The sequence below is a fragment of the Cryobacterium sp. TMT1-62 genome (assembly GCF_004403145.1).
Lineage (GTDB): Bacteria > Actinomycetota > Actinomycetes > Actinomycetales > Microbacteriaceae > Cryobacterium > Cryobacterium sandaracinum.
In genome coordinates this window covers 49,004-71,349 of the sequence record NZ_SOGZ01000016.1, presented here as the reverse complement: position 1 = coordinate 71,349, position 22,346 = coordinate 49,004, and the positions used below count along the sequence as shown (strand labels likewise).

Below are 22,346 nucleotides of genomic sequence, written 5' to 3'. Positions count from 1 at the left end.
TGATCGAGGAATACCACCGCGGTCTGGCGAGTTTAGTGTTGATACGGACAGATTTCGGCCTCTCCGGGGTCGAGCAGGAAGGAACGGAACATGGACTACGAGGTCGAGAAGTCGGATGCGCAGTGGCGCGCGGAGCTGAGCCCCGAGCAGTACGCCGTACTGCGCGGCGCCGCCACCGAGCGGGCGTGGGCCGGCGAGCTCCTCGATGAGGGCCGCTCCGGGATTTACACCTGCGGGGCTTGCAATGCCGAGCTGTTCAAAAGCGGCACGAAGTTCGACTCCGGTTGCGGCTGGCCGAGCTTCTACGAATCGGTGCGTCCCGAGGCCGTTGAACTCCTCGAAGACCGCACCCTCGGGGTTGTGCGCACCGAGGTGCGCTGTGCTAAGTGCGGCTCTCACCTGGGCCACGTTTTCGACGACGGATTCGGAACGCCCACCGGCGACCGGTACTGCATGAACTCCATCTCGCTCAATTTCAAGCCGGTCGAGTAAGCGTTGCCCGACCTCCTTGATACGGTCAATCATCGACGCTCCCACTCCAAGGTCACCGGGCAGGCACCGAGCCATGCGGAACTGCTGCCTTTGGTGGCTGTCGCGGCCCGTGTCGCCGACCATGGCGCTCTGCGTCCGTGGCGGCTGATCGAGTTGCGCGGTGACGCCCGGCGCCGCCTGGGCGAGGCCATGGTCGAGGCCGCCGGGCTGAACGGCGCCGAAGCCGCCAGGCTGGCCGCTAAGCCGCTGCGCGCCGAACTTCTGATCGCCGTGGTCGCGAGCCGTCGCGAAAGCGACACGGTGGCGGTCTGGGAACAGGACGCCGTCGCGGCCGGTGTCGCCCACATGCTGAGCCTTCTCCTCGCCGCCCAGGGCTGGGGCGTCATGTGGCGTTCCGGCGCCCTGGCCCGCACGCAGCCGGTGAACGAAACCCACGGCCTCGCGGCCTCGGAAGAATTGCTCGGCTGGCTGTACGTCGGGGGCATTCCGGCCGATGCAAAACCGGGCGTGCGCTCGCCGATCGATCCGACGGATTTTCTCAGCGCCCTCGAGGAAACCGTCACCGAGAGAATCACGATCTGAAGCGATGAGAGAACAGGGCCGGCCACGGGACTTGAACCCGTAACCCCCACTTTACAAGAGTGGTGCGCTACCAATTGCGCCAGGCCGGCATGAGGCGATTGACGCCTTGACTAATTATCCTAAATGACGAACCCGTGCTGTGCCGCCATCGAAGCGGGGCGACTACCCTGCCGGTGCCGGCTCGGGGGTCGGCGTCGAGGTGGAGTAGGTCGCACCGGCCGCCTGTAGCACGAAGGCCGCGAACTCCCTCGGGTCGTCGAGTGCGCCGACGTACTGCTTTCCGTTGACGAGCACGGTGGGTGTGCCGGTGATGGCCTCGACCTCGGTGTTCGGCAACGGACCGGACAGAGCCCGGTCGGTGGATGCGATGACCCACGATTTGAAGGTCGTATCGTCAATGCACGCGTTGATCTGCGACACCCGGTCGCTCACGCCGGCGTCCTTCACGAGGCCCTTGATGGCCGCGTCGTCGTGACCGGCAGTGCCCTCCTTGGGCTGTTCCTGGAACAGGATGGCGTTGAAGTCGTAGAAGTTTGCGGGGGCGTAATTGGCCACACATGCGGCGGCGTTCGCAGCCCGAAGCGAGTATTTCGTGCCGGAGGACTTGTGGGTCAGGATCGAAACCGGGTGGATCTCCACGGTCGCGGCACCCGACGTGACCCATTGGCTGATCTGGTCACTGTTGGCGGCATCGAACTCGCTGCAGAACGGGCAGAGGTAGTCGGCGTAGACGCGAATGTCGGCGACCGTGCCGGTCGCATCCGGCTTGGACGGTATCGGCTTGGCCTCGGGCTGGAGCGCGGAGGTCGTGACCGGGGTCATCCCCTCGGAGATCAGCACGCCGTCACTGGCCATGTTCGCCGGACCGGGGCCGACCGGGGGAATCGAGTTGATGATGACCACGACGATGACCGCGGCAATGGCGACGCCGGCGACGGCGATTCCGCTGCGCAAGGCGACCCGGTAACGGCGGTCCTTCTTCTTCTGCTCCTCGCGGATCCGCTTGGCCTTGGTGCGCACCGCGTCACGTCGCTGATTCTTAGAGGGACGGCTGTCGCCCGATCCGCCAATAGTCATGAATGCTCGCTCCGAGTAGTTAGTGCAGAGGCAAGCCATTTGCGAATGCCTCCCAAATAGTAGGTCCCCTTTCTGGGAAACGTCCAGACGAGGCCTGTAGGCGGGCTCCGCCGCAGAATTCCCGCCGTCGCCGCGATCCCCCGACATGACATACTTAGAAAGTTGACCTGTGGCACATGACGTGTGGCAGGCGTAGTAACCCATCACAACGGATCGTCCGGCACGTACCTGCCGGTGAAGGAGTAATCAACCATGGCTTCAGTCACGTTCGACAAGGCGACCCGCCTGTATCCGGGTTCCTCTATTCCCGCCGTTGACAAGCTCGACCTGTCGGTTGCCGACGGCGAGTTTCTCGTGCTGGTCGGCCCGTCCGGCTGCGGCAAGTCCACGTCCCTGCGCATGCTCGCCGGCCTTGAAGAAGTCAACGACGGCAACATCTTCATCGGTGAGCGCAACGTGACGGATGTCCCGCCAAAAGACCGCGACATCGCCATGGTCTTCCAGAACTACGCTCTGTACCCCCACATGACGGTCGCCGAGAACATGGGCTTCGCGCTCAAGATCGCCGGCGTCAACAAGGATGAGCGCGCCGCCCGCGTTCTCGAGGCCGCCAAGCTGCTCGACCTCGAGCCGTACCTGAGCCGCAAGCCGAAAGCACTCTCCGGTGGCCAGCGTCAGCGCGTCGCCATGGGCCGTGCGATCGTGCGTCAGCCCCAGGTGTTCCTGATGGACGAGCCTCTGTCGAACCTCGACGCCAAGCTGCGCGTGCAGACCCGCACCCAGATCGCTTCGCTCCAGCGCCGCCTCGGCGTCACGACGGTCTACGTGACCCACGACCAGACCGAAGCCCTCACCATGGGCGATCGCATCGCGGTCCTCAAGGATGGCGTGCTCCAGCAGGTCGGCACGCCTCGCGACCTGTATTCGAAGCCGAACAACGTCTTCGTTGCCGGCTTCATCGGCAGCCCGGCCATGAACCTGTTCCTGGCCGACACCGTCGACGGTGGCGTCAAATTCGGCACCGCAACGATCCCCGTGCCCCGCGAGACCCTGGCCGGCTCCACCGGCAAGAAGGTCACGATCGGCGTTCGCCCCGAGGACATCCACCTGTCCACCACGCATGGCGAGGGCCTCGAAGTTGCCGTCGACCTGGTCGAGGAGCTCGGCGCCGACGGTTACCTCTACGGCCACTCCACGGTCGAGGGCAAGCGCACCGATATCGTCGCTCGCGTCGATGGCCGTTCTCACTCGTCCGCCGGCGACACCGTTTACCTCACCCCGACGCCGCACCACATGCACGTTTTCGACGCCGAGACCGGCCTGCGCCTCGGTGGAGCAGTCGCCGACTAGGCACCCGCTCGTCAACGAACGGCCGGACGGAGCATGCTCCGTTCGGCCGTTTTGTCGTTCCCCGACTGCGGAGCACACCGGTAAACTCGACGGATGAGCGGTTCACTCAACATCACATCGGCCACTGCCGATCCAGCCCTACTTGACCTTCCCTGGAACCTCCCGCTGGATGCCTGGCCGAACGAGAACATCGCAGCCCTGCCCAAAGGCATCTCCCGCCACCTTGTGCGCTTCGCTCATTTGAGCGGTCGTGTCGTCGCCATCAAGGAGACCACCAGCGAGATGGCCAAACGCGAGTACGAGATGCTCCGTACCCTGCAGGGCCTGGAAATTCCCTGCGTCGAGCCGCTCGCCGTGATCACGAACCGCACCGATGACGACGCCGAGCCGCTGAATTCGGTGCTCGTCACCCGGCACCTCAAGTTCTCGCTCCCCTACCGCGCGCTCTACTCGCAGACCCTGCGGCCCGACACCGCCACCCGGCTGGTCGACGCCCTGGCCCTGCTGCTGGTACGCGTGCACATGGCCGGCCTCTTCTGGGGTGATGTGTCGTTGTCCAACACCCTCTTCCGCCGTGACGCCGGCGCGTTCGCCGCCTACCTGGTCGACGCCGAGACCGGGCAGCTATATCCAGGCGGGCTCTCCAACGGCCAGCGCGAGAACGACCTGGAGATCGCGCGCGTCAACATCGCCGGTGAGCTCATGGACCTCGAGGCCGGCGGTCGAGCGGCCGACGAGCTGGATCCCATTCGGGTCAGCAATGGGATCGTGGCCGCCTACCGGCTGCTCTGGAAAGAGCTCACCGGGTCGGAATCCTTCTCCAGCTCCGAACGCTGGCGCATCACGGAACGCGTCGAACGCCTCAACGACCTCGGGTTCGACATCGAGGAACTGGCCATCAAGACGGACAACACGGGTACGACCGTGCGCATCCAGCCGAAGGTCGTCGACGCCGGCCACCACCAGCGGCGCCTGCTGCGACTGACCGGGCTCGACGCCGAGGAGAACCAGGCCCGGCGCTTGCTCAACGACCTCGACTCCTACCGGGTCTCCTACGGCGACCCGGAGGCCGACGAGGAGATGCTGGCGCACGAGTGGCTGGTGCGCGTCTTCGAACCCGTCATCCGGGCCATTCCCCGCGATCTCAAGGGCAAGCTGGAACCGGCCGAGGTCTTCCACCAGCTGCTCGACCACCGCTGGTTCATGGCCCAGAACCAGTCCAGGGACATCCCGCTGGCCGAAGCCGTCACCTCCTACGTCAAGGACGTGCTCCGGCACCGCCGCGACGAGGCCACCGTGATCGAGCCGGCCACCGGCGAGATCACGATCCCGATCGACGTGACCGACGATGAGACCGCCGCACTGGCGGACGCGGCCGAGTCGGCCGCCGACGACGCGGCCGACTGGCGCCTCAAGGTCTGATCCGGCCGGCGCTCCGCCTGGTCCGTGTACCCAGCCGAACCGTGAGAAAAGGCCGCCAATTGTGGGATTAAGGGGCTTTTCTCGCGGTTCGGCCTGCCTGGCGGGCGCCCGGCCGGCGGGTCGGGTTAAGAGGCTGCGGAGGCGGCTGCCGCCGTCGCGGCGGCTGCCTGCTTCGCGACCTTGGCGGCCTTGGCAGCCGCGCGCAGTCGGGAGACCTCGTACAGTGTCACGCCGGCCGCAATCCCCGCGTTGAGGGATTCGGTCGAGGCGCTGATCGGGATCGACACAATCGCGTCGCAGGTCTCGGTGACGAGGCGGGACAGCCCCTTGCCCTCGCTGCCGACCACGATCACGATGGGGCGCTCGGCGAAACCGATGCCGAGCTCGGGCAGCTGGGTGTCGCCATCACCGGCGAGGCCGATGACGAGCACGCCGCGCTCCTTGAGCGCCTTGAGCGACTGGGTCAGGTTGGTGGCCATGGCGACGGGAAGTCGGGCAGCGGCGCCGGCCGACGTCTTCCACGCCGACGCGGTCACGCCGACGGACCGACGCTGCGGCACGATCACGCCATGTCCGCCGAACGCGGCCGTCGAGCGGATGATGGCGCCGAGGTTGCGGGGGTCGGTGATGCCGTCGAGGGCGACGAAGAGCGGCTTGTGGCCGCGGCTGATCGTCAGTTCCAGCAGCTCGAGGGGCTGGGCGTACTCGTAGGACGGCACCTTGAGCGCGAGACCCTGGTGCACCGAGTCCCGGCCGGCCAGGCGGTCGAGCTCCGGGCGCATGACCTCGAGGACGGGGATGCCGCGGGTCGTCGCGAGGGTGAGGACCTCCTTCACCCGTTCATCCATTTCAATGCGCGTGGCGATGTACAGGGCCGTGGCGGGGATCTTCGCCCGCAGCGCTTCCAGTACGGAGTTGCGCCCGGTCACAACCTCATGCTCGTCGATCTGCTTGGCCCGGCGGGTGGACGCTCCGCCGCCGCCGGTGTTGCCGGTGGTGGCGCTGCGCGGCGCGCTCTTGGGACCCGCGGAACCGCGGCTGCGGCCGCCGCCGGCCGCGACGAAGCGGTCCTGGGCGAGCTTGCGTTTGCCGGCGGGGTGGTAGGGGCGGTCTTCCGCTTTGGGCGTGGGCTTCTTGCCCTCGAGCGCCTGGCGTCCCTGGCCGCCGGAACCGACCTGTGGTCCCCGGCTGCCCTTGCGCACGGCCCCGGTGCGGGACTTACGGTCTGTGTTCTTCATCAGTCAAAACTCCAATGGGCACCCGAGGGGGTGTCTTCGATGGTAATTCCGGCGGCGACGAGCTCGTCCCGGATACGGTCTGCGGCCGCATAGTCGCGGCCCTGCCTTGCGATTTCGCGATCGTCGAGCAGGCGCTCGACGAGGGCGGTGAGTGCGATCATGGCCGGTTCGTCCGTGGCCACGGACCAGCCCGGTGAGAGCGGGTTGATTCCGAGGACCTCACTCATGGCGAGCACGTGACCACGCGCGGCGGCGGCCGCGTGCAGATCTTCGGCGTCCAGCGCCGCGTTGCCGGTACGCACGGTGTCGTGCAACACGGCCAGAGCCTGAGGCACCGCCAGGTCGTCGTCCATGGCGGACGCAAATTCGTCCGGGACGATCTCGACGCCGGATCCGGCGAAGCGGGTGTCCGCCAGGCGGCGGTCGGCGCGGTCGAGGAAGCTCTCGATTCTTTCGAGGGCCGCTTCGGCCTCCACGAGGGAACCCTCGTGGTAGTCGATGGTGGAACGGTAGTGGGCCGCCCCCAGGTAGTAGCGCACGACGATGGCGCGCGCCTGGTCGAGCAGCTCCGCCGCGAAGACCGAGTTGCCCAGCGACTTGGACATCTTCTGTCCGTTCACGTTGACGAGACCGTTGTGCACCCAGTAGCTCGCGAAGCCGTCGCCGGCGGCGGCGGACTGGGCCAGCTCGTTCTCATGGTGCGGGAAGCGCAGGTCGAGCCCGCCGCCGTGGATGTCGAAGTGGGAGCCGAGGTAGCGGGACGCCATGGCCGAGCACTCGATGTGCCAGCCGGGACGGCCGGCTCCCCACGGGGACGGCCAGGAGGCGGACTCCGGTTCGTCGACTTTGCGACCCTTCCACAAGGCGAAGTCGCGTGGGTCATTCTTGCCACGCGGGTCGGCATCCGCTGCCGGTTCCATGTCGCCGCGCCGCTGACGGGTGAGGTCACCATAGTCGGGCCAGCTCGCCGTGTCGAAGTAGACGTCGCTGGAGGCGTCATCGGCCGGGTAGGCGTGCCCGAGTTGGATCAGTCGGGTGATCAGGTCTTGCATCTGCTGGATGCTGGCGGTCGCCCTGGGTTCGTAGCTGGGGGCGAGGATGCCCAGCCGCTGGTATCCGGCGGTGAACTCCAGCTCGTAGCGGTAGGCGAGCGCCCACCACTGCTCGGTGCCCCCGACCGCGTGGGCCAGAATTTTGTCGTCGATGTCGGTGACGTTGCGCACGAAGGTGACATCGAAGCCGCGGTAGGTGAGCCAGCGGCGCAGCTGGTCGTAGACGAGGGCGCTGCGCAGGTGGCCGATGTGGGGCGAGGACTGCACGGTGGGTCCACAAACGTAAATACCCACCGCGCCGGGCGTGAGGGGTATGAAGTCGCGGAGGGCCTGGGCCCTGGAATCGTAGAGTCGCATGGTCACGCTTCCCAGCTTAGGTCAGGGTCTGCCGGGGGTTCGGGGAGAATGAGCGCCGTCGCGATGGCGGCGAGGCCCTCGCCGCGGCCAGTGAAGCCCAGGGCATCCGTCGTGGTCGCCGACACGGCGACCGGCGCCTTCAGCAGCGATCCGAGCAGCGCCTCCGCCTCGGCCCGGCGCGTGTTGAGTTTGGGCCGGTTGCCGATGATCTGCACCGTGACGTTGCCGACCCGGAATCCGGCGGCCGCCAGCAGGCGCAGGGTCTCGCCGAGGAACACGTCGCCATGGGCGCCGACGAGGCGCGGATCGGATGTGCCGAAGACACCACCGATATCGCCCAACCCGGCGGCGCAGAGCAGGGCGTCGCAGATGGCGTGCACGGCGGCATCGCCATCGCTGTGCCCGGACAGTCCGCGCTCTCCCGGCCAGTGCAGGCCGGCGAGCCACAGTTCGGAGTCGTCGTCGAAGGCGTGCACATCGAGCCCGGTGCCCACGCGGGGCGCGGTGTCGGTGCGGGGCGCGGACTGGGCCGGCACGCGCGCGCCGAGCAGGGCCTCGGCCCGGCCCAGGTCCCACAGGGTTGTGATCTTGAAGGCGAGCGGGTCCCCGGCGATCACGCTGACCGGGTAGCCGGCGGCGGCCACCACGCCCGCGTCATCGGTCGCCGCGAGCGACGAGCCGGCGGATGCCGCGGCGGCCGCGGCGGTGAGCATCTCCCTCGGGAAGCCCTGCGGGGTCTGCACGGCCGAGAGTGCGGCGCGGTCCACCGTGCCCAGGATCTCGCCGGCAGCGGAGATTTTCTTGATGGTGTCGACCACGGCCAGGCCGGGAACGATGCCGTGACCGGTTGACTGCACCGCGTCGACGACGGCGTCGCAGAGCGCGGCGGGCGTGAGGGCACGCGCGGCGTCGTGCACCAGGACGGTGCGCACGCCGGGGTGCAGCGCGGCCAGGCCGCGGTTCACCGATTCCTGTCGGGTGGCGCCGCCGGCCACCACGTCGACGGATGCTGCCCCGCCCGCCCTCGAGGCGACCCGGCGGGCGTGAGCCAAGTGGGTGTCGGGCGCTACGACGATGACCTGCACCGGGTCCCGCATCCCGAACACAGAGGCAAGCGCGCGTTCGAGCAGCGTGCGTCCGGCCAGCGAGACGAACGCCTTCGGCTCGACGTGCCCGAGTCGGCTGCCACTCCCGGCGGCGACGACGATGACTGCGACCTGGGGCGCAGGGGTTTCAGTCATATCTGGACGCTATCTGGTGAGGTCGGCGACGAATGGACGCGAGACGGTGAGTACGAAGTGGTGCGGGAGGTACTGCGGCAAAAGACCGCGTCGGTGCGGGCGTCGGAAGCACGAAATGCGAAAGGCGGCGCCTCGCGGCGCCGCCCTCCATCGAAAGCAAGTCTGGTTACGTGGGTTCTGGTTCTGCCGGTTCCGGCTATGCCGGTTAGGACGCCAGGACCTCGTCGAGGACCGTGGAGGCCTTCTCTTCGTCGGTCTTCTCCGCCAGGGCCAGCTCTGAAATAAGAATCTGACGGGCCTTGGCCAGCATCCGCTTCTCGCCGGCGGACAGGCCCCGGTCCTGGTCGCGGCGCCACAGGTCACGAACGACCTCCGACACCTTGATGACGTCGCCGGATGCGAGCTTTTCCAGGTTGGCCTTGTACCGGCGGGACCAGTTGGTGGGCTCTTCGGTGAAGGGAGCGCGCAGCACCTCGAACACCTTGTCGAGACCCTCTTGGCCGATCACGTCGCGAACGCCGACCAGGTCGACGTTCTCGGCGGGAACCTCAATGGTCAGATCGCCCTGGGTGACATTCAGCTTCAGGTACAGTTTCTCTTCACCCTTGACCATGCGCGTCTTCACCTCGGTGATCGTCGCAGCACCATGGTGGGGATAAACGACAGTTTCGCCAACCTCAAACAGCATGTGTGTATCCCTTCAGCAACGTCGAGGATACCACAGCCGCCAGTGGTAAGGTGCGCCGCGCCCGGGCGCGCGCGGCTCAGCCCGACGGGAGCCGGTAGGCTGAAGGGGAAAGCTAAATTTGCAGCGTTTGGCCGTCAGGCGGAACGGTGATCTGTTGGAGGCGTTGTGAAAGCTCGTATCATCGTGTCCGTCGTTGTGGCGACCGGCATCCTTCTGGGGACCAGCGGTTGCAATCTCCTGGCACCGCAGTCGACGACCGCGAAATACGACGCGAGCGACGGAGTCAGCGGCAATGTCGGCGACCTCGCCATCCGCAACGCCATGCTTCTGTCGGACGACGGCAACATCGCCAACCTCGTGGTCACCGTCGTCAACTCGGGCGATTCGGCACACAGCCTGAACGTGCAGTACGACGACGGCACCGAGAAGTTCACCCAGGAGGTGAACGTGGACGCGAACTCCAGCGTCACGTTCGGCACACCGGATGCCCCGACCGTCACCGTCGCGGCCGACGTCGCGCCGGGATCGCTGTTCCCCGTCTTCTTCCAGTACGGCAACGAGACCGGCGTCGAAGTTCTCGTCCCGGTGCTCGACGGCTCGCTCGAGGAGTACTCGACGCTGCTGCCGACCTCCGCCCCGTAGGGCGAGGGCGACCGGCCGCTCCGGATCGCGGCACGCATTCCCGCGCGGGCGCCCTCCGTCGCCCCCGGCCTCAGGCGTCGAAGCGGTAGCCCAGGCCGCGCACGGTGACCAGCATGGTCGGATCCGAGGGGGCGGCTTCGATCCGCGACCGGATCCGCTTGATGTGCACGTCCAGGGTCTTGGTATCACCGAAGTAGTCGCTGCCCCAGACCCGGTCGATCAGCTGACCTCGAGTGAGCACCCGGCCGGCATTGCGGAGCAGGAACTCCAGCAGCTCGAATTCTTTCAGCGGCAGGTTCACGATCTCGCCGGACACTGTCACGGTGTGCCGCTCGGTGTCCATCCGCACTGTGCCCGCCGACAGCAGGCTCAGGTCCTCCCCGACCTCGTCGGTGTGGCGCCGGGAAACGGCACGGATGCGGGCGAGCAGTTCCCGGGTCGAATACGGCTTGGTGACGTAGTCGTCGGCGCCGAGCTCGAGCCCGACCACGATGTCCACCTCGGAGTCCTTGGCGGTCAGCATGATGATCGGCACTGACGACCGCGTGCGGATCTCCCGACACACCTCCGTGCCTGGGATGCCGGGGAGCATGAGGTCGAGCAGAATCAGGTCTGCACCGGTGCGGTCGAACTCGCTGATGGCGCTCGGACCGTCTTCGGCGACGGTGACCTCGTACCCCTCCCGCTCGAGCAGGAAGCTCAGCGGCTCACTGAGCGCGCTCTCGTCTTCGACTAGAAGGATGTGGGTCATGGGGTGTCTCCTATCGCCGCCGAAGCGGGGTGCGGCGCCTCCGGGAGGCGGATGGTGAAGGTCGAACCGCTGCCCGGCTGCGACCAGACGCGGATGTCGCCGCCGTGGATCTGAACGATGTGCTTGACGATCGCGAGGCCGAGCCCCGTACCGCCGGTGTGCCGCGAGCGGGCCTGGTCGACCCGGAAGAAGCGTTCGAAGATCCGATCAAGATCGGCTTCCTCGATGCCCACGCCCTGGTCGGTGACGCTGATCTCGACGACTCCGGCGTTCTTGCGCACCCCGACCCCGACGCGGGAACCCTCTGCTGAGTAGTTCACGGCATTGGCCACGAGATTGTGCACGGCCATCACGAGGAGCCGCTCGTCGCCGCTCACCTCAGCCCCCGATTTCTTGCCGAGGGCGATCGTGATCCGGTCCGCCTCCGCGGTGACCCGGCTCTGGTCCACCGCCGTGGCCACGATGACGTCGACGTTGACGATCTCGGGCTCGGTCAGGGAATCCTGCGCCTGTAGGCGGGACAATTCGATGATCTCCTGGGTCAGGCGGCTGAGGCGACCGGACTCAGTGGTGAGGCGGTTCGCGAAGCGGCGCACCTGCACCGGCTCGTCCGCCGCCTGGGTGAGCGCCTCCGCCAGCAGCCCCACGGCGGCGATGGGCGTCTTCAACTCATGGCTGATGTTGGCGACGAAGTCCCGGCGCACCTCGTCGAGCCGGAAGGCCTCGGTGCGGTCCTCCGCCAGCACCAGAACGTACCGTGTTCCCAGCCGGGCCAACCGCACCCGCACCCGCATGCTGGCATCACCGAAGGGCCCGCGGGAGAGGACCAGATGGTCCGAGATCGGCTCGCCGGAACGGCGCACCTGGCTGATCAGGTTCAGGAGCTCGGAGTGCACCAACTGCCGGTTCCAGACCAGTCCCATCGACACCGCGGCCTGGGATGCCTTGATCACGTTGTTGGACGGGTCGACGACGGCACCGGCCGTCTCCAGCGCGTCGAGCACCTGGTCGATTCCGTCGGGGACGGCCGGGTTGACGACCTCGGCGGCGCGCCGACCGTGACGCTCGGCCACGTGCAGCAGCGTCATGAAACCGGCCCCGACAGTCAGGCCGAGGGCCAGCGCCAGAAGCACAAGCCCTGTCGATTCCATTCATCCAGAATACTGACGTTTATTCCGGGTGGGTGACAGGGCCGTCCCGGCGCGCAGGCTACTTTAGGTAGAGTTCAAGACCACGGCACCTGCCGTTAACCTCCCTCCCCCATGATTCGGTGGGGCCAGGTGGGTCTCACGCGTCTGCGTGTTACGCGCGCCCAGGAAGGACCACACACCATGCGTGAAGTATTCCAGCAGGAACTCGCCGAAGTGCAGGATCGCCTTGTCGAGATCTCCCGACTCGTGGCGATCTCCATCGACAAGGCGACGCGCGCCTTCAACGAGTCCGACGTCGGTCTGGCGGAAGAAGCGATTTCCGAAGACGAGAAGATCGACGAGCTGACCATCGAACTCGATGAGCTGGCCATCACGATCCTGGCCCGCCAGCAGCCGGTCGCACGCGACCTGCGCATCGTCGTCAGCGCCCTGCGCATCAGCGCGTCGCTCGAACGGATGGGCGATCTGTCCACGCACATCGCCCAGCTGGCCCGTTACCGGTTCCCCGACAAGGTCGTGCCGAAAAGCCTGCGCGCCACCTTCGCCGAGATGGGCACGCTCGTCACGGCAATCGCGCACATGCTCACCGCGCTTCTGACCAATGAGGACATGAAGCTGGCCGAAACCATCCGCAACGAAGACGACAAGGTCGACGCACTGCACCTCAGCGTGTTCGACGCCGTGCTCGGGGCGACCTGGAAGGGCCAGGCGGCCGATACGGTCGACTCCACCCTCGCCAGCCGCTACCATGAGCGCTTCGCCGACCACGCGGTCTCGATCGCGAAGAAGGTGCAGTACCTCGGCACCGGCGCCTGGCAGCAGAACACGAACGCCTAGAGTCCAGGCGTTCCGGCGTCACCAGGAACGAGAAAGCCCCGGAAGCAGTCGCTTCCGGGGCTTTCTCGTTCCTGGTGGGTTAGACGCTACTTCTTGTTTCCCTGGGCCGCGACAGCGGCAGCACCGGCGGCGGCAGCCTCGGGGTCAAGGTAGCGGCCGGGGCCGAGCGGCATCATGTCCGCGCCGAGGCGGTAGACCAGCGGGATGCCGGTGGGGATGTTCAGCTCGGCGATGTCCGCGTCGCTGATGCCATCGAGGTGCTTGACCAGCGCGCGCAGCGAGTTGCCATGGGCGGTGACGAGAACCGTCTTGCCCGCACGCAGGTCGGGGGTGATGTCGGATTCCCAGTAGGGCAGCATCCGGTCGACGACGTCGCTGAGGCACTCGGTGCGGGGCAGGTCGTCGCCGAGCGCCGCGTAACGCGGGTCGTGCGCCTGAGACCAGCGGGAATCGTCGGCCAGCACGGGCGGCGGAACGTCGAAGGAGCGGCGCCACAGCTGGAATTGCTCGGGCCCGAACTTTGCGAGGGTCTCCGCCTTGTCGAGGCCCTGCAGGGCGCCGTAGTGGCGCTCGTTGAGCCGCCAGGAGCGCTTGACGTCGATCCACAGCCGGTCAACTTCTTCCAGAGCGATATTCGCGGTCTGGATGGCGCGGGTAAGTAATGAGGTGTGCAGGATGTCGGGCAGCAGGCCCGACTCGGCGAGAAGCTCGCCGGCGCGCTTGGCTTCGCCCGCGCCCTGCTCGCTCAGCCTGACATCCACCCAGCCGGTGAAAAGGTTTTCCTGGTTCCATAGGCTTTGGCCGTGACGGAGAAGGATGAGATTGTATGCATCTGACATGAGTCCAACTCTACCGACGTGGCGAGCGCGCCGGGGCTGGGTCGGCGGCCCGGGTCAGTGGCCGGGGTCAGTGACCGGCGTCAGTGGCCGGGCGTGCGGATGCCGAGCCGGGGCAGGCGCGGGATATCGGCCACCGAGCCCGCCGACTGAGGCACGATGACCTCCTGCGCGGCCGCGACGAGGATGTCCTGGGAGGCCACGTACAGGGTGACCGTGGCGGGAACGGTGCGCTTCACCGTGGCGAGCGCGATCGGGCCCAGCTCGTAATGGATGGCGCTGGAGGTGATCCGGCCGATCCCGCGGTGCTCGGTGGTTCCGTCGGCCAGCTGCTTCACGGCCTGCACTTCGTCCCCGTGCACGGGGAGCACCGCGTCGGAGCCGTCCAGGTGCAGCAGCACCAGGCGGCGGGGCGGATGCCCGAGGTTGTGTACCTTGGCCACGGTCTCTTGGCCGCGGTAGCAGCCCTTGTTCAGGTGCACGGCGCTGCGCAGCCAGTCGAGTTCGTGCGGCAGGCTCTTCTCGTCGACCTCCGTGGCCCGGCGCGGGCGCCACGCCGCGATCCGGAGGGCCTCGACGGCGAGAAGGCCGGCCGCGGCGACCCCTCCGTTCCGCACGGCGTCGCGCAGAGCCGGCAGGGACGCGCGGGGGACGAGGGTCTCGGTCCAGTGCCACGCGGCGGCCGGGTGCGCCGGTCCAGGCGCGTACTGGTATCCGCCCGCGGAGACCTGGGTCCAGGGGTCGTGCCACACCAGAGGCACTCCGCTCGGCGCGGCCGGTGTGAGCGGCAACACCGACGGGTCACCCATCGACCCGATCACGGCATAGGCGAGAGTGTGGTCGACGACCTGCACCCGCAGTGTGAAGCGCATCGTGTCGAGCCACGCGTGCAACCCGGGCAGTTGGGCTGCCTCGACCAGCAGCCAGGTCTCCACCCCGTCGTCGATGACCGCCATGGCGTACTCGACGTGACCGTTCGGGTCGAGCAGGAGCGTCTCGGTGGACTCCCCCGGCGCCAGGCGGCGCAGCTCCTGGCTGGAGATGGAGTTGAGCCAGGTCAACCGGTCCGGTCCGGCGACGCTCAGCACGCCGTGGTGGGACAGGTCGACGACGGCTCCGCCGGCGAGGAGCCGGCGCTGCTCCGTGAGAGGTCCGCCGTAGTGCGCGGCCACGCCGGCATCGATGCCCTCGGCCTGCACTGCGCCGTCGAGTTCGAGCAGCGGGGATCTGAGCGGCGAGGACGGGAGAGGGGACACGGGTGCATCGGTCATGGGAACTCTTTCCAACGGACGGTTCGGCGCCGGGGCACCTGGATGTGACGCGCAGGGATGCCCGGTTTATTCGACGCGCTTGAGGCGGCCGGACGCGTGGGTGCGCAGGCTCTGACCTAAGGCGGCCATGTCCCAGGCCCAGAGCAGATGGCCGTCGACCAGACCATAGAGCCTCGTCGCCGCCGAGTAGGGTTTGGCACCCTGGGTGCGCATCACGGCATCCGTCGCCAGGTCGATGCGCGGACCCTTGACCTGGCCGAGGTAGATTTCCGCGACTCCGCCGGGGTGCACGATGGTCACGTCGATATCGAAGCCGTTGTCGGCGTTGCGGAGGGTTTCGACCGCCGCAGCGGTGACGAACGGATGCTCACCCACGGCCGGCAGCAGACCCGGACCGGGATCGCCGAGCCCTTGGGCACGGCTCAGCCGCCAGTACCCGGTTTCCGTCATCAGCGGTGTCGACTCACCGCCGTCGGAGTCGGGCGTCGGCTCGAGCCAGGTGTAGGAGCTGTAATTCAGGTGCGGCAGGCCGTCGTGGCTGAAGCTCAACCGGTGACCGAACTCCCGGCTGACGGACTCTTCGCCGATCTGATAGTCGATGATTCCCGAACCTTCCCACACCCCGAGGAGCCACGACAGCGGCACCAGTTCGGAGGGGAGCTGAGGGGGCAGCTCAAACATCGAGGGCTACCGCTGCCCCCGGTACAGCTTGAACAGAACCAAGCCGGACACCCAGGCGATCGACAGGCTCGCCAGCGCGAGCAGCCCCAGGAAGAAGATTTCGATAGCGAGGATAGACATACGTCTTACTCTAGCCCGCTCGCGCGCGATAACCCCTCGGCACGCCTCAGCAGAACCACACGAGCACGGGCTGACTCAGATCAGAGTCAGAGGAGCCCGGCGAGAGCGAAGATTCCGGTGGCGGCGGCGAGCACGGCCACGGCACCGACGAGGCTGGTCGTCACCCGGTCCACGTAACCTTCCTTGCGTCCGGTCGCGAGCTGTACGCTCAGGGTTCCGATCGTGCAGCCGGCGAAGGAGAGGCTCATCCAGATCAGATGCTGGCCGGGCAGGGACAGCCATCCGGCCAGCACGGCGCACGCGAACGCGAACAACCACACCACGACGACGCTCTTCCACTGCCAGCTCACCCTCTCATTCTGCCCTGCCCGGGACCCTTTCCGCGGCACGCTAGGATGGGGCGCACAATCCTTGGAGGGTGAGTGTGGCCCAGTTGTTGATCCTGACCTCGGCGGTCAACAGTGACGTTCTTCCCGCCCTCGCCCTGCTGTCACACGGCACGCGCACCATCCCCGCCCAGCCGGACCAGCTCGTGACGGCGCCCGACGCCGACCTCATGCTCGTCGATGCCCGCTCCAATCTGATGGCGGCCAAGTCGCTCTGCCAGATTCTGCGCACCACGGGAAACACCGTTCCGCTGCTGCTCGTGATCACGGAGGGCGGCCTGGCCGCGGTGAGCCCGGACTGGGGCGTCGACGACGTCATCCTCGAGACGGCCGGGCCGGCCGAGGTGGATGCGCGCATCCGCCTCGCCGTCGGGCGCGTGCCCCGCACGGAGGAATCCGCCACCATCCGCGCCGCCGGGGTCATCATCGACGAGGCCAGCTATTCCGCCAAGGTGCACGGCCGGCCGCTGGACCTCACCTACAAGGAATTCGAGCTCCTGCGCTTTCTCACCGCGCATCCGTCGCGGGTCTTCACCCGGGAACAGCTACTCAGCGAGGTCTGGGGCTACGACTACTTCGGCGGCACCCGCACGGTGGACGTGCACGTGCGGCGACTGCGGGCCAAGCTCGGCGACCAGGAATCCTTGATCGGCACCGTGCGCAACGTGGGCTACCGCTTCAATGTGCAGGAACAGGACGGCACCCGTGGCATTCATCCGGTTTGCGCCTGATCTGACGGATGCCGCCTTCGCGGCCGAGTTCCACCGGGTCAGCGCCACCGCTACCCAGGGCGACGGCTACGCGCCGTTCAACGAACAGTCCCTTTTCGACGTGGCCGCGGGGCACCGCGCCCCGTTCCTGGTCGTGGAGAAGGACGGGAACGTCGTCGTGGGTGCGGGCATCCTCGGCGCCGGCGAACTCGACCTCGTCGTCGACCCGGCCCGACGCCGGCACGGGTACGGCACGGCCGCCCTGGCCGAAATCCTGGCCGACGCGCCCGGGGAGCTGACGATCTGGTCGCACGGCGACCACCCCGCTGCCCGGGCGCTCGCCGATCGGTTCGCTTTCACGGCCGAGCGCACCCTGCTGCAGCTGCGGCTGGACCTGTCGAAGGAGACAGCCGGCAGCGCGCCGGCCGAGCCCGGAGGCCCTGCCCGCACCGGCATCCGTGCCGCCGTCCAGATCGACGCGTTCCGGCCCGGGCCGGACGACGCGGAATGGGTAGCGCTGAACGCGCTGGTGTTCGCCGCGCACCCGGAGCAGGGGGCTCTGACCGCGAGCGATCTGGCCGCCCGCTGTGCCGAACCGTGGTTCTCGGCCGGTGATTTCCTGGTGGCCCGCGACGCCGGCACTGGCACCGGTCGGATGGTCGGCTACAACTGGTTGAAGATCGAGTCGGGCTCCCCGGTGGGCGAGATCTACGTCGTCGGCGTGCACCCGGATGCCGCCGGTCGCGGCGTCGGCCGCCGCCTCATGTTGGCCGGGCTCGACCGCCTCCGCGAACGCGGGTGCCGTACCGCGGACCTGTATGTGGAGGCCGACAGCGCCGCCGCGGTGGCCCTGTATCGTTCGCTCGGGTTCACCGAGCGAACGATCGATGTGCAGTACCGCCGCAGCCCGCGTTGACCAGTGTTCATCCAAGATCGTCGCATTCGCGCGGTCCGCAGTGTCAAGATGGTTGAATGGACGGCGATAACATTCAGACCGACTCGGGCCTGGGCAGCGACTTTGACGATGATTTCGATCCCCTGATCGGCGTGAACGATCCGGCGCTCCTTACCGAGCGCTACCTCGACCGGGAACTGAGCTGGCTGGCCTTCAACCAGCGGGTGCTCGAGCTCGCGGAGGACCCCGATCTCCCGGCTCTGGAACGGGCGAACTTCCTGGCCATCTTCGCCAGCAACCTCGACGAATTCTTCATGGTGCGGGTCGCCGGCCTGAAGCGCCGCATCCTCACCGGGCTGGCCGTGCCGACCAACATCGGGCGCGCCCCGCAGGACGCCCTCTCCGACATCTCCACCACGGCCCACGTTCTGCAGGCCCGGCACGCCCACGCCTTCCAGGACCTCGTCAGCCCGGCCCTCGCCGAAGCCGGGATCGACATCGTCAACTGGGACACCCTGGACGACGCCGACCGCCGTTCCCTGCGCGACTACTTCTCGAACCAGATCTTCCCGGTGCTGATGCCCCTCGCGGTCGACCCGGTGCATCCATTCCCCTATATCTCCGGGCTCTCGCTGAACCTCGCGGTCCGGGTTCGCAACTCCAAAACCGGCAAGCAGGAGTTCGCCCGGCTCAAGGTGCCCACCATGCTCCCCCGCTTCGTGCGCGTGGACCGACGCGAGAAGGCAGACAGCGTACGCTTCATCACGCTCGAGGACCTGATCGCGAACCATCTCGGAGACCTGTTCCCGGGCATGGACATCCTCGAGCACCACGTCTTCCGGGTCACCCGCAACGAAGACGTCGAGATCGAAGAGGACGAGACCGAGAATCTGATCAAGGCCCTCGAGAAGGAGCTGCTGCGCCGCCGGTTCGGCCCGCCCATCCGTCTCGAGATCACCGAAGACATGGACGAGGTCACCCTCGGCCTGCTCGTGCGCGAGCTGGACGTCACCGATCAGGAGGTGTACCGCCTGCCGGCCCCGCTCGACCTGGGCGGCCTGTTCGACCTGCGGATCGACCGCCCGGACCTGCGCTATGTGAAGCACGTGCCGACGACGGCCGTTCAGCTGCTCGCCCCGGAACCGAACGCGGAACCGGACATCTTCAGCGCCATCTCGCGCCGGGACATCCTGCTGCACCACCCGTACGAGTCGTTCGCAACCAGCGTGCAAGCGTTCCTCGAGCAGGCCGCGGCCGACCCGGACGTGCTCGCCATCAAGCAGACCCTGTACCGTACCTCGGGCGACAGCCCCATCGTCGAGGCGCTGATCGCAGCCGCCGAGTCGGGCAAGCAGGTTCTCGCCCTGGTGGAGATCAAGGCCCGCTTCGACGAACAGGCCAACATCACCTGGGCCCGCAAGCTCGAGAAGGCCGGCGTGCACGTGGTCTACGGCCTCGTGGGCCTGAAGACGCACTGCAAACTCGCGCTCGTGGTGCGGAACGAAGACGGCGTTTTGCGCCACTACAGCCACATCGGCACCGGCAACTACAACCCCAAGACCAGCCGTCTCTACGAAGACCTCGGGCTCCTGACCGCGGACCCGCAGGTGGGCAAGGACCTCACCCGTCTGTTCAACGAACTCTCCGGCTACGCGATCGAGAAGAAGTTCAAGCGCCTGCTGGTGGCGCCGCTGCACCTGCGCCGCGCCCTGCTCAAGAGCATCGCGACGGAAACCGCGGCCGCCCAGGCCGGCAAGCCGTCGGGCATCCGGATCAAGGTGAACTCCATGGTCGACGAGGCCATCATCGACGCACTGTATCGGGCCAGCCAGGCGCGCGTGCCGATCGAGATCTGGGTGCGCGGCATCTGCAGCCTGAAGCCCGGGGTCCCCGGGATGAGCGAGACCATCAAGGTGCGCTCGATTCTCGGGCGATACCTGGAGCACTCCCGGATCTTCTCGTTCCACACCAACGGTGACCCGCAGGTCTACATCGGCAGCGCCGACATGATGCACCGCAACCTCGACCGCCGGGTCGAGGCGCTGGTGCGCCTCGTCGACCCTGACCACCTGACCGAAATCGACGCCCTCTTCACCCGGGCCATGGACGACCGCACCTCATCGTGGTGGCTGGACAGCTCGGGCGAATGGACGCGCCACCACCTGGACGGTTCCGGCCATCCGCTCGACGACATGCAGAACAGGCTCATGCAACAAATCTCCCTCCGCAAGCGCCCGGCGGGGCGCCGATGAGCGACCCTGCCATCTACGCTGCGGGCGCCGTCTGCTGGCGCCTGATCGACGGCAAGATCCACGTTCTCCTGATCCATCGCACCGTGTACGGCGACGTGACCATTCCCAAAGGGAAGGTCGACCCAGGCGAGACCCTGCCGCAGACGGCCGTGCGCGAGATCGGGGAGGAGACCGGCCTGGCCGTGGCCCTCGGCGTGCCACTGGGCATCTCCGCCTACTCGCTGCTCAACGGCCGCGAGAAGATCGTTCACTACTGGGCCGCAGAGATCACGCCCGCGGCCATCCAGCACTCGACCTTCGTGCCCAACGGCGAGGTCGCGGCGATCGAGTGGGTCACCATCAAGAAGGCCCGCACCTACCTCAGTTACACGCCCGACGTGGAGATCATCGACGCATTCGCCAAGCTCGTCGACACCGGTGTCACCCGCACCTTCGCCCTGATCGCGCTCCGCCACGGCAAGACCGTGCAGCCCGGCAACTGGGACGGCCCCGACTGCAGCCGGCCGCTGACCGAGCGCGGCGTCAAGCAGGCCGCCGCCATTGTGCCCACGATCACCGCCTGGCAGCCCCTGCGGATCGTGTCGAGCACGGCGACCCGCTGCGTGACCACCGTGGCCCCGCTCGCGGCGGCCACCGGCATCCAGATCAAGCGCACCGAACGCTACAGCCAGGACGCGTTCGAGCAGGGCCTGGCGGATGTCCGTTCCGGCATCGGCAAGCGGGTGCGGTCGCGAAAGACTGCTGTGATCTGTAGCCACGGGCCGGTTCTCCCCGAGATCCTGCACGAGATCGCCCTGGCCACCGGCACCACCCACGGTGCGTACATCTCCGACGCGGCGGCCCTCGAAACCGGGTCGTTCTCGGTGGTGCACCTCTCCGCCGACAATCCGAGCGCGGGAATCGTCGCGATCGAAACACACTCGCCTGCCCTCTGACCACGGTATTCGGTGAATGCCCCGCTGCTTCTTTCGGCCTGCCCCGCCGCGTTCACCTTCCGTTAACCTTTTCGCAGGGGTGTCGTTAACCAGGCGGAATATGGTCACGGTGAGGCCAGCACCGGCCTCGAACCTGCAGTCACTTGTTATGAAGTCAACCCTCGAAAGGGATATCTGTGAATTTCATGCGTTTTGGCCGACCCGCGGTCATCGCCGTCGTCGCCGCACTGGCACTGTCTTCCTGCGCCGCGAACGAGGGCGCTGCACCGGGGTCCGACTCCGCCAGCGCCCTCACCGGCACGATCAACGCCGGTGGCGCGTCCTCCCAGGGCTCAGCCCAGGAAGCCTGGATCTCAGCGTTCCAGACCGCAAACCCGGACGTCACCATCAACTACGACCCGTCCGGTTCCGGCGCAGGTCGGGAGGCGTTCATCGCCGGTGGCTCCGACTTCGCAGGCTCCGACTCCTACCTGAGCGACGACGAGCTCGCCGGCACCTTCGGTTCTTGCGCAGCGGACACCACCGCGGTCGACCTGCCCGTCTACATCTCCCCCATCGCCGTGATCTTCAACGTCGATGGGGTCGACGACCTCAACGTCGACGCCGACACGCTGGCCAAGATCTTCTCCGGCGCCATCACCACCTGGAACGATCCGGCCCTGGTCGCACTGAACGAGGGCGTCTCGCTCCCGTCGACCGCGATCACCGCCGTGCACCGCTCGGATGACTCGGGCACCACGAAGAACTTTGCGGACTACCTCGGCCAGAACGCCCCGGACGTGTGGACCGAGAAGGCTTCCGACACCTTCCCGTTCCAGACCGGTGAGGGTGCGCAGGGCACCTCGGGCGTCGTCGACGCCGTCACCAACGGCGTGGGCACGATCGGCTACGCCGACGCGTCGCGCGCCGGAGACCTCGGGGTCGCCAAGCTCAAGGTCGGCGACGAGTTCGTCGCGTACAGCGCCGAAGCCGCCGCCGCCGTCGTCGACGGTTCTCCTCTCGTCGAGGGCCGCGAAGCCAACGACCTCGCGTTCGACCTCAACCGCATGACCGACAACCCGGCCGAGTACCCGCTGGTCCTGGTCAGCTACGCGATCGTTTGCACCGAGTACGCCGACCCCGCCCAGGCTGAGCTCGTCAAGGCCTACGTCGGCTACATGGCCAGCGCCGAGGGCCAGGCCGAAGCGGTAGCATCCGCCGGCGCGGCATCGATGACGACCGAACTCCAGGACAAGGTCGCAGCGGTTCTCGAGACCATCAAGTAGCTCCTGTTTCGCCGTTCCTCAGCTGCCCGATCCGGGACTCGCATGGCTTGCGAGCACCGGGTCGGGCAGACTGGGGTTCGTGGCCTGTGACCTGAACCTCTCTTTCTTAGCTTTT

Annotated in this window: 22 protein-coding genes and 1 tRNA gene; 11 read left to right on the top strand and 12 right to left on the bottom strand. The window is 67.3% G+C overall.

Annotation, left to right across the window (positions count from 1 at the left end; genetic code table 11):
• The first annotated feature begins 90 nt into the window (after nucleotides 1-90).
• Both msrB and E3T34_RS04015 read left to right on the top strand, forming a co-directional pair.
• Nucleotides 91-492: a peptide-methionine (R)-S-oxide reductase MsrB gene (gene msrB, locus E3T34_RS04020; protein ID WP_104100136.1), complete on the top strand. Its 402-nt coding sequence runs from the start codon at nucleotides 91-93 to the stop codon at nucleotides 490-492.
• A gap of 3 nt (nucleotides 493-495) precedes the next feature.
• Nucleotides 496-1,074 (top strand): nitroreductase family protein, encoded by a 579-nt coding sequence (locus tag E3T34_RS04015; RefSeq protein ID WP_104100137.1) that lies wholly within the window; start codon nucleotides 496-498, stop codon nucleotides 1,072-1,074.
• Nucleotides 1,075-1,090: 16 nt separating this feature from the next.
• On the opposite strand, the gene E3T34_RS04010 is transcribed toward E3T34_RS04015, so the two are convergent.
• Together E3T34_RS04010 and E3T34_RS04005 are read right to left on the bottom strand one after the other, a co-directional pair.
• Nucleotides 1,091-1,163: transfer RNA gene (locus tag E3T34_RS04010), tRNA-Thr, on the bottom strand.
• A 73-nt stretch (nucleotides 1,164-1,236) separates the two neighbouring features.
• Nucleotides 1,237-2,151 carry a thioredoxin domain-containing protein gene (locus E3T34_RS04005; RefSeq protein ID WP_104100138.1) on the bottom strand — a complete coding sequence of 305 codons (915 nt, stop codon included), beginning with the start codon at nucleotides 2,149-2,151 and terminating at the stop codon, nucleotides 1,237-1,239.
• A gap of 252 nt (nucleotides 2,152-2,403) precedes the next feature.
• Here E3T34_RS04005 and E3T34_RS04000 point away from each other — a divergent pair, with 252 nt between their 5' ends.
• Both E3T34_RS04000 and E3T34_RS03995 read left to right on the top strand, forming a co-directional pair.
• Complete coding sequence (locus tag E3T34_RS04000) at nucleotides 2,404-3,501, top strand: ABC transporter ATP-binding protein (protein ID WP_104100139.1); 1,098 nt, start codon at nucleotides 2,404-2,406, stop codon at nucleotides 3,499-3,501.
• Between the two features lie 93 nt (nucleotides 3,502-3,594).
• A complete protein-coding gene (locus E3T34_RS03995; RefSeq protein ID WP_134342234.1) occupies nucleotides 3,595-4,923 on the top strand; it encodes a DUF4032 domain-containing protein in 1,329 nt (442 codons plus the stop codon).
• 125 nt (nucleotides 4,924-5,048) lie between these two features.
• On the opposite strand, the gene rlmB is transcribed toward E3T34_RS03995, so the two are convergent.
• The 4 genes from rlmB to E3T34_RS03975 form a co-directional block, all read right to left on the bottom strand.
• The gene (gene rlmB, locus E3T34_RS03990) at nucleotides 5,049-6,161 is read right to left on the bottom strand and encodes a 23S rRNA (guanosine(2251)-2'-O)-methyltransferase RlmB (protein WP_104100141.1); all 1,113 of its coding nucleotides are present in this window, start codon (nucleotides 6,159-6,161) and stop codon (nucleotides 5,049-5,051) included.
• On the bottom strand, nucleotides 6,161-7,576 hold the full coding sequence (gene cysS / locus E3T34_RS03985) for a cysteine--tRNA ligase (protein ID WP_104100142.1): 1,416 nt from the start codon (nucleotides 7,574-7,576) through the stop codon (nucleotides 6,161-6,163). Before cysS ends, rlmB begins: the two co-directional genes overlap by 1 nt.
• On the bottom strand, nucleotides 7,573-8,811 hold the full coding sequence (ispD, locus tag E3T34_RS03980; protein WP_134342233.1) for a 2-C-methyl-D-erythritol 4-phosphate cytidylyltransferase: 1,239 nt from the start codon (nucleotides 8,809-8,811) through the stop codon (nucleotides 7,573-7,575). The genes cysS and ispD overlap by 4 nt, the downstream gene beginning before the upstream one ends.
• A gap of 205 nt (nucleotides 8,812-9,016) precedes the next feature.
• Nucleotides 9,017-9,499, bottom strand: coding sequence for a CarD family transcriptional regulator (locus E3T34_RS03975; protein WP_104100144.1), 483 nt, complete (start codon nucleotides 9,497-9,499; stop codon nucleotides 9,017-9,019).
• A 165-nt stretch (nucleotides 9,500-9,664) separates the two neighbouring features.
• Between E3T34_RS03975 and E3T34_RS03970 the strand changes: the two genes are divergently transcribed.
• Nucleotides 9,665-10,141, top strand: a complete 477-nt coding sequence (locus E3T34_RS03970; protein WP_134342232.1) for a hypothetical protein — start codon at nucleotides 9,665-9,667, stop codon at nucleotides 10,139-10,141.
• Nucleotides 10,142-10,211: 70 nt separating this feature from the next.
• On the opposite strand, the gene E3T34_RS03965 is transcribed toward E3T34_RS03970, so the two are convergent.
• Nucleotides 10,212-10,892, bottom strand: coding sequence for a response regulator transcription factor (locus E3T34_RS03965; RefSeq protein ID WP_134342231.1), 681 nt, complete (start codon nucleotides 10,890-10,892; stop codon nucleotides 10,212-10,214).
• Complete coding sequence (locus E3T34_RS03960) at nucleotides 10,889-12,043, bottom strand: cell wall metabolism sensor histidine kinase WalK (RefSeq protein WP_104100147.1); 1,155 nt, start codon at nucleotides 12,041-12,043, stop codon at nucleotides 10,889-10,891. The genes E3T34_RS03965 and E3T34_RS03960 overlap by 4 nt, the downstream gene beginning before the upstream one ends.
• Nucleotides 12,044-12,223: 180 nt before the next feature.
• On the opposite strand from E3T34_RS03960, the gene phoU reads away from it, so the two are divergent.
• Nucleotides 12,224-12,880 (top strand): phosphate signaling complex protein PhoU, encoded by a 657-nt coding sequence (gene phoU, locus E3T34_RS03955; protein WP_104100148.1) that lies wholly within the window; start codon nucleotides 12,224-12,226, stop codon nucleotides 12,878-12,880.
• Nucleotides 12,881-12,966: 86 nt separating this feature from the next.
• Here the strand turns inward: phoU and E3T34_RS03950 are convergent, their stop codons facing one another.
• The 4 genes from E3T34_RS03950 to E3T34_RS03935 all read right to left on the bottom strand — a co-directional run bounded on the left by E3T34_RS03950 (nucleotide 12,967) and on the right by E3T34_RS03935 (nucleotide 16,138).
• Nucleotides 12,967-13,719, bottom strand: coding sequence for a phosphoglyceromutase (locus E3T34_RS03950; RefSeq protein WP_134342230.1), 753 nt, complete (start codon nucleotides 13,717-13,719; stop codon nucleotides 12,967-12,969).
• An 80-nt stretch (nucleotides 13,720-13,799) separates the two neighbouring features.
• On the bottom strand, nucleotides 13,800-14,987 hold the full coding sequence (locus E3T34_RS03945) for a folate-binding protein YgfZ (RefSeq protein ID WP_104100150.1): 1,188 nt from the start codon (nucleotides 14,985-14,987) through the stop codon (nucleotides 13,800-13,802).
• A 66-nt stretch (nucleotides 14,988-15,053) separates the two neighbouring features.
• Nucleotides 15,054-15,668, bottom strand: a complete 615-nt coding sequence (locus E3T34_RS03940) for an FABP family protein (RefSeq protein WP_104100151.1) — start codon at nucleotides 15,666-15,668, stop codon at nucleotides 15,054-15,056.
• A gap of 206 nt (nucleotides 15,669-15,874) precedes the next feature.
• Complete coding sequence (locus E3T34_RS03935; protein ID WP_104100152.1) at nucleotides 15,875-16,138, bottom strand: hypothetical protein; 264 nt, start codon at nucleotides 16,136-16,138, stop codon at nucleotides 15,875-15,877.
• 74 nt (nucleotides 16,139-16,212) lie between these two features.
• Here E3T34_RS03935 and E3T34_RS03930 point away from each other — a divergent pair, with 74 nt between their 5' ends.
• The 5 genes from E3T34_RS03930 to pstS all read left to right on the top strand — a co-directional run bounded on the left by E3T34_RS03930 (nucleotide 16,213) and on the right by pstS (nucleotide 22,231).
• Nucleotides 16,213-16,905, top strand: a complete 693-nt coding sequence (locus tag E3T34_RS03930) for a response regulator transcription factor (protein ID WP_104100153.1) — start codon at nucleotides 16,213-16,215, stop codon at nucleotides 16,903-16,905.
• Complete coding sequence (gene mshD / locus E3T34_RS03925; protein ID WP_233191277.1) at nucleotides 16,880-17,800, top strand: mycothiol synthase; 921 nt, start codon at nucleotides 16,880-16,882, stop codon at nucleotides 17,798-17,800. Before E3T34_RS03930 ends, mshD begins: the two co-directional genes overlap by 26 nt.
• Before the next feature lie 56 nt (nucleotides 17,801-17,856).
• Complete coding sequence (locus E3T34_RS03920; RefSeq protein ID WP_104100155.1) at nucleotides 17,857-20,031, top strand: RNA degradosome polyphosphate kinase; 2,175 nt, start codon at nucleotides 17,857-17,859, stop codon at nucleotides 20,029-20,031.
• Nucleotides 20,028-20,966, top strand: a complete 939-nt coding sequence (locus tag E3T34_RS03915) for an NUDIX hydrolase (protein WP_104100156.1) — start codon at nucleotides 20,028-20,030, stop codon at nucleotides 20,964-20,966. The genes E3T34_RS03920 and E3T34_RS03915 overlap by 4 nt, the downstream gene beginning before the upstream one ends.
• A 176-nt stretch (nucleotides 20,967-21,142) precedes the next feature.
• Nucleotides 21,143-22,231 (top strand): phosphate ABC transporter substrate-binding protein PstS, encoded by a 1,089-nt coding sequence (pstS, locus tag E3T34_RS03910; protein WP_369827942.1) that lies wholly within the window; start codon nucleotides 21,143-21,145, stop codon nucleotides 22,229-22,231.
• Nucleotides 22,232-22,346 lie beyond the last annotated feature (115 nt).

What these genes read in the sequence shown, in the direction of transcription:
- msrB (WP_104100136.1), top strand. Translation starts at nt 91, where the DNA reads ATGGACTACGAGGTCGAGAAGTCGGATGCGCAGTGGCGCGCGGAGCTG.
- E3T34_RS04005 (WP_104100138.1), bottom strand. Translation starts at nt 2,151, where the DNA reads ATGACTATTGGCGGATCGGGCGACAGCCGTCCCTCTAAGAATCAGCGA.
- E3T34_RS04000 (WP_104100139.1), top strand. Translation starts at nt 2,404, where the DNA reads ATGGCTTCAGTCACGTTCGACAAGGCGACCCGCCTGTATCCGGGTTCC.
- E3T34_RS03995 (WP_134342234.1), top strand. Translation starts at nt 3,595, where the DNA reads ATGAGCGGTTCACTCAACATCACATCGGCCACTGCCGATCCAGCCCTA.
- rlmB (WP_104100141.1), bottom strand. Translation starts at nt 6,161, where the DNA reads ATGAAGAACACAGACCGTAAGTCCCGCACCGGGGCCGTGCGCAAGGGC.
- ispD (WP_134342233.1), bottom strand. Translation starts at nt 8,811, where the DNA reads ATGACTGAAACCCCTGCGCCCCAGGTCGCAGTCATCGTCGTCGCCGCC.
- E3T34_RS03975 (WP_104100144.1), bottom strand. Translation starts at nt 9,499, where the DNA reads ATGCTGTTTGAGGTTGGCGAAACTGTCGTTTATCCCCACCATGGTGCT.
- E3T34_RS03965 (WP_134342231.1), bottom strand. Translation starts at nt 10,892, where the DNA reads ATGACCCACATCCTTCTAGTCGAAGACGAGAGCGCGCTCAGTGAGCCG.
- E3T34_RS03960 (WP_104100147.1), bottom strand. Translation starts at nt 12,043, where the DNA reads ATGGAATCGACAGGGCTTGTGCTTCTGGCGCTGGCCCTCGGCCTGACT.
- phoU (WP_104100148.1), top strand. Translation starts at nt 12,224, where the DNA reads ATGCGTGAAGTATTCCAGCAGGAACTCGCCGAAGTGCAGGATCGCCTT.
- E3T34_RS03950 (WP_134342230.1), bottom strand. Translation starts at nt 13,719, where the DNA reads ATGTCAGATGCATACAATCTCATCCTTCTCCGTCACGGCCAAAGCCTA.
- E3T34_RS03945 (WP_104100150.1), bottom strand. Translation starts at nt 14,987, where the DNA reads ATGACCGATGCACCCGTGTCCCCTCTCCCGTCCTCGCCGCTCAGATCC.
- E3T34_RS03940 (WP_104100151.1), bottom strand. Translation starts at nt 15,668, where the DNA reads ATGTTTGAGCTGCCCCCTCAGCTCCCCTCCGAACTGGTGCCGCTGTCG.
- E3T34_RS03920 (WP_104100155.1), top strand. Translation starts at nt 17,857, where the DNA reads ATGGACGGCGATAACATTCAGACCGACTCGGGCCTGGGCAGCGACTTT.
- E3T34_RS03915 (WP_104100156.1), top strand. Translation starts at nt 20,028, where the DNA reads ATGAGCGACCCTGCCATCTACGCTGCGGGCGCCGTCTGCTGGCGCCTG.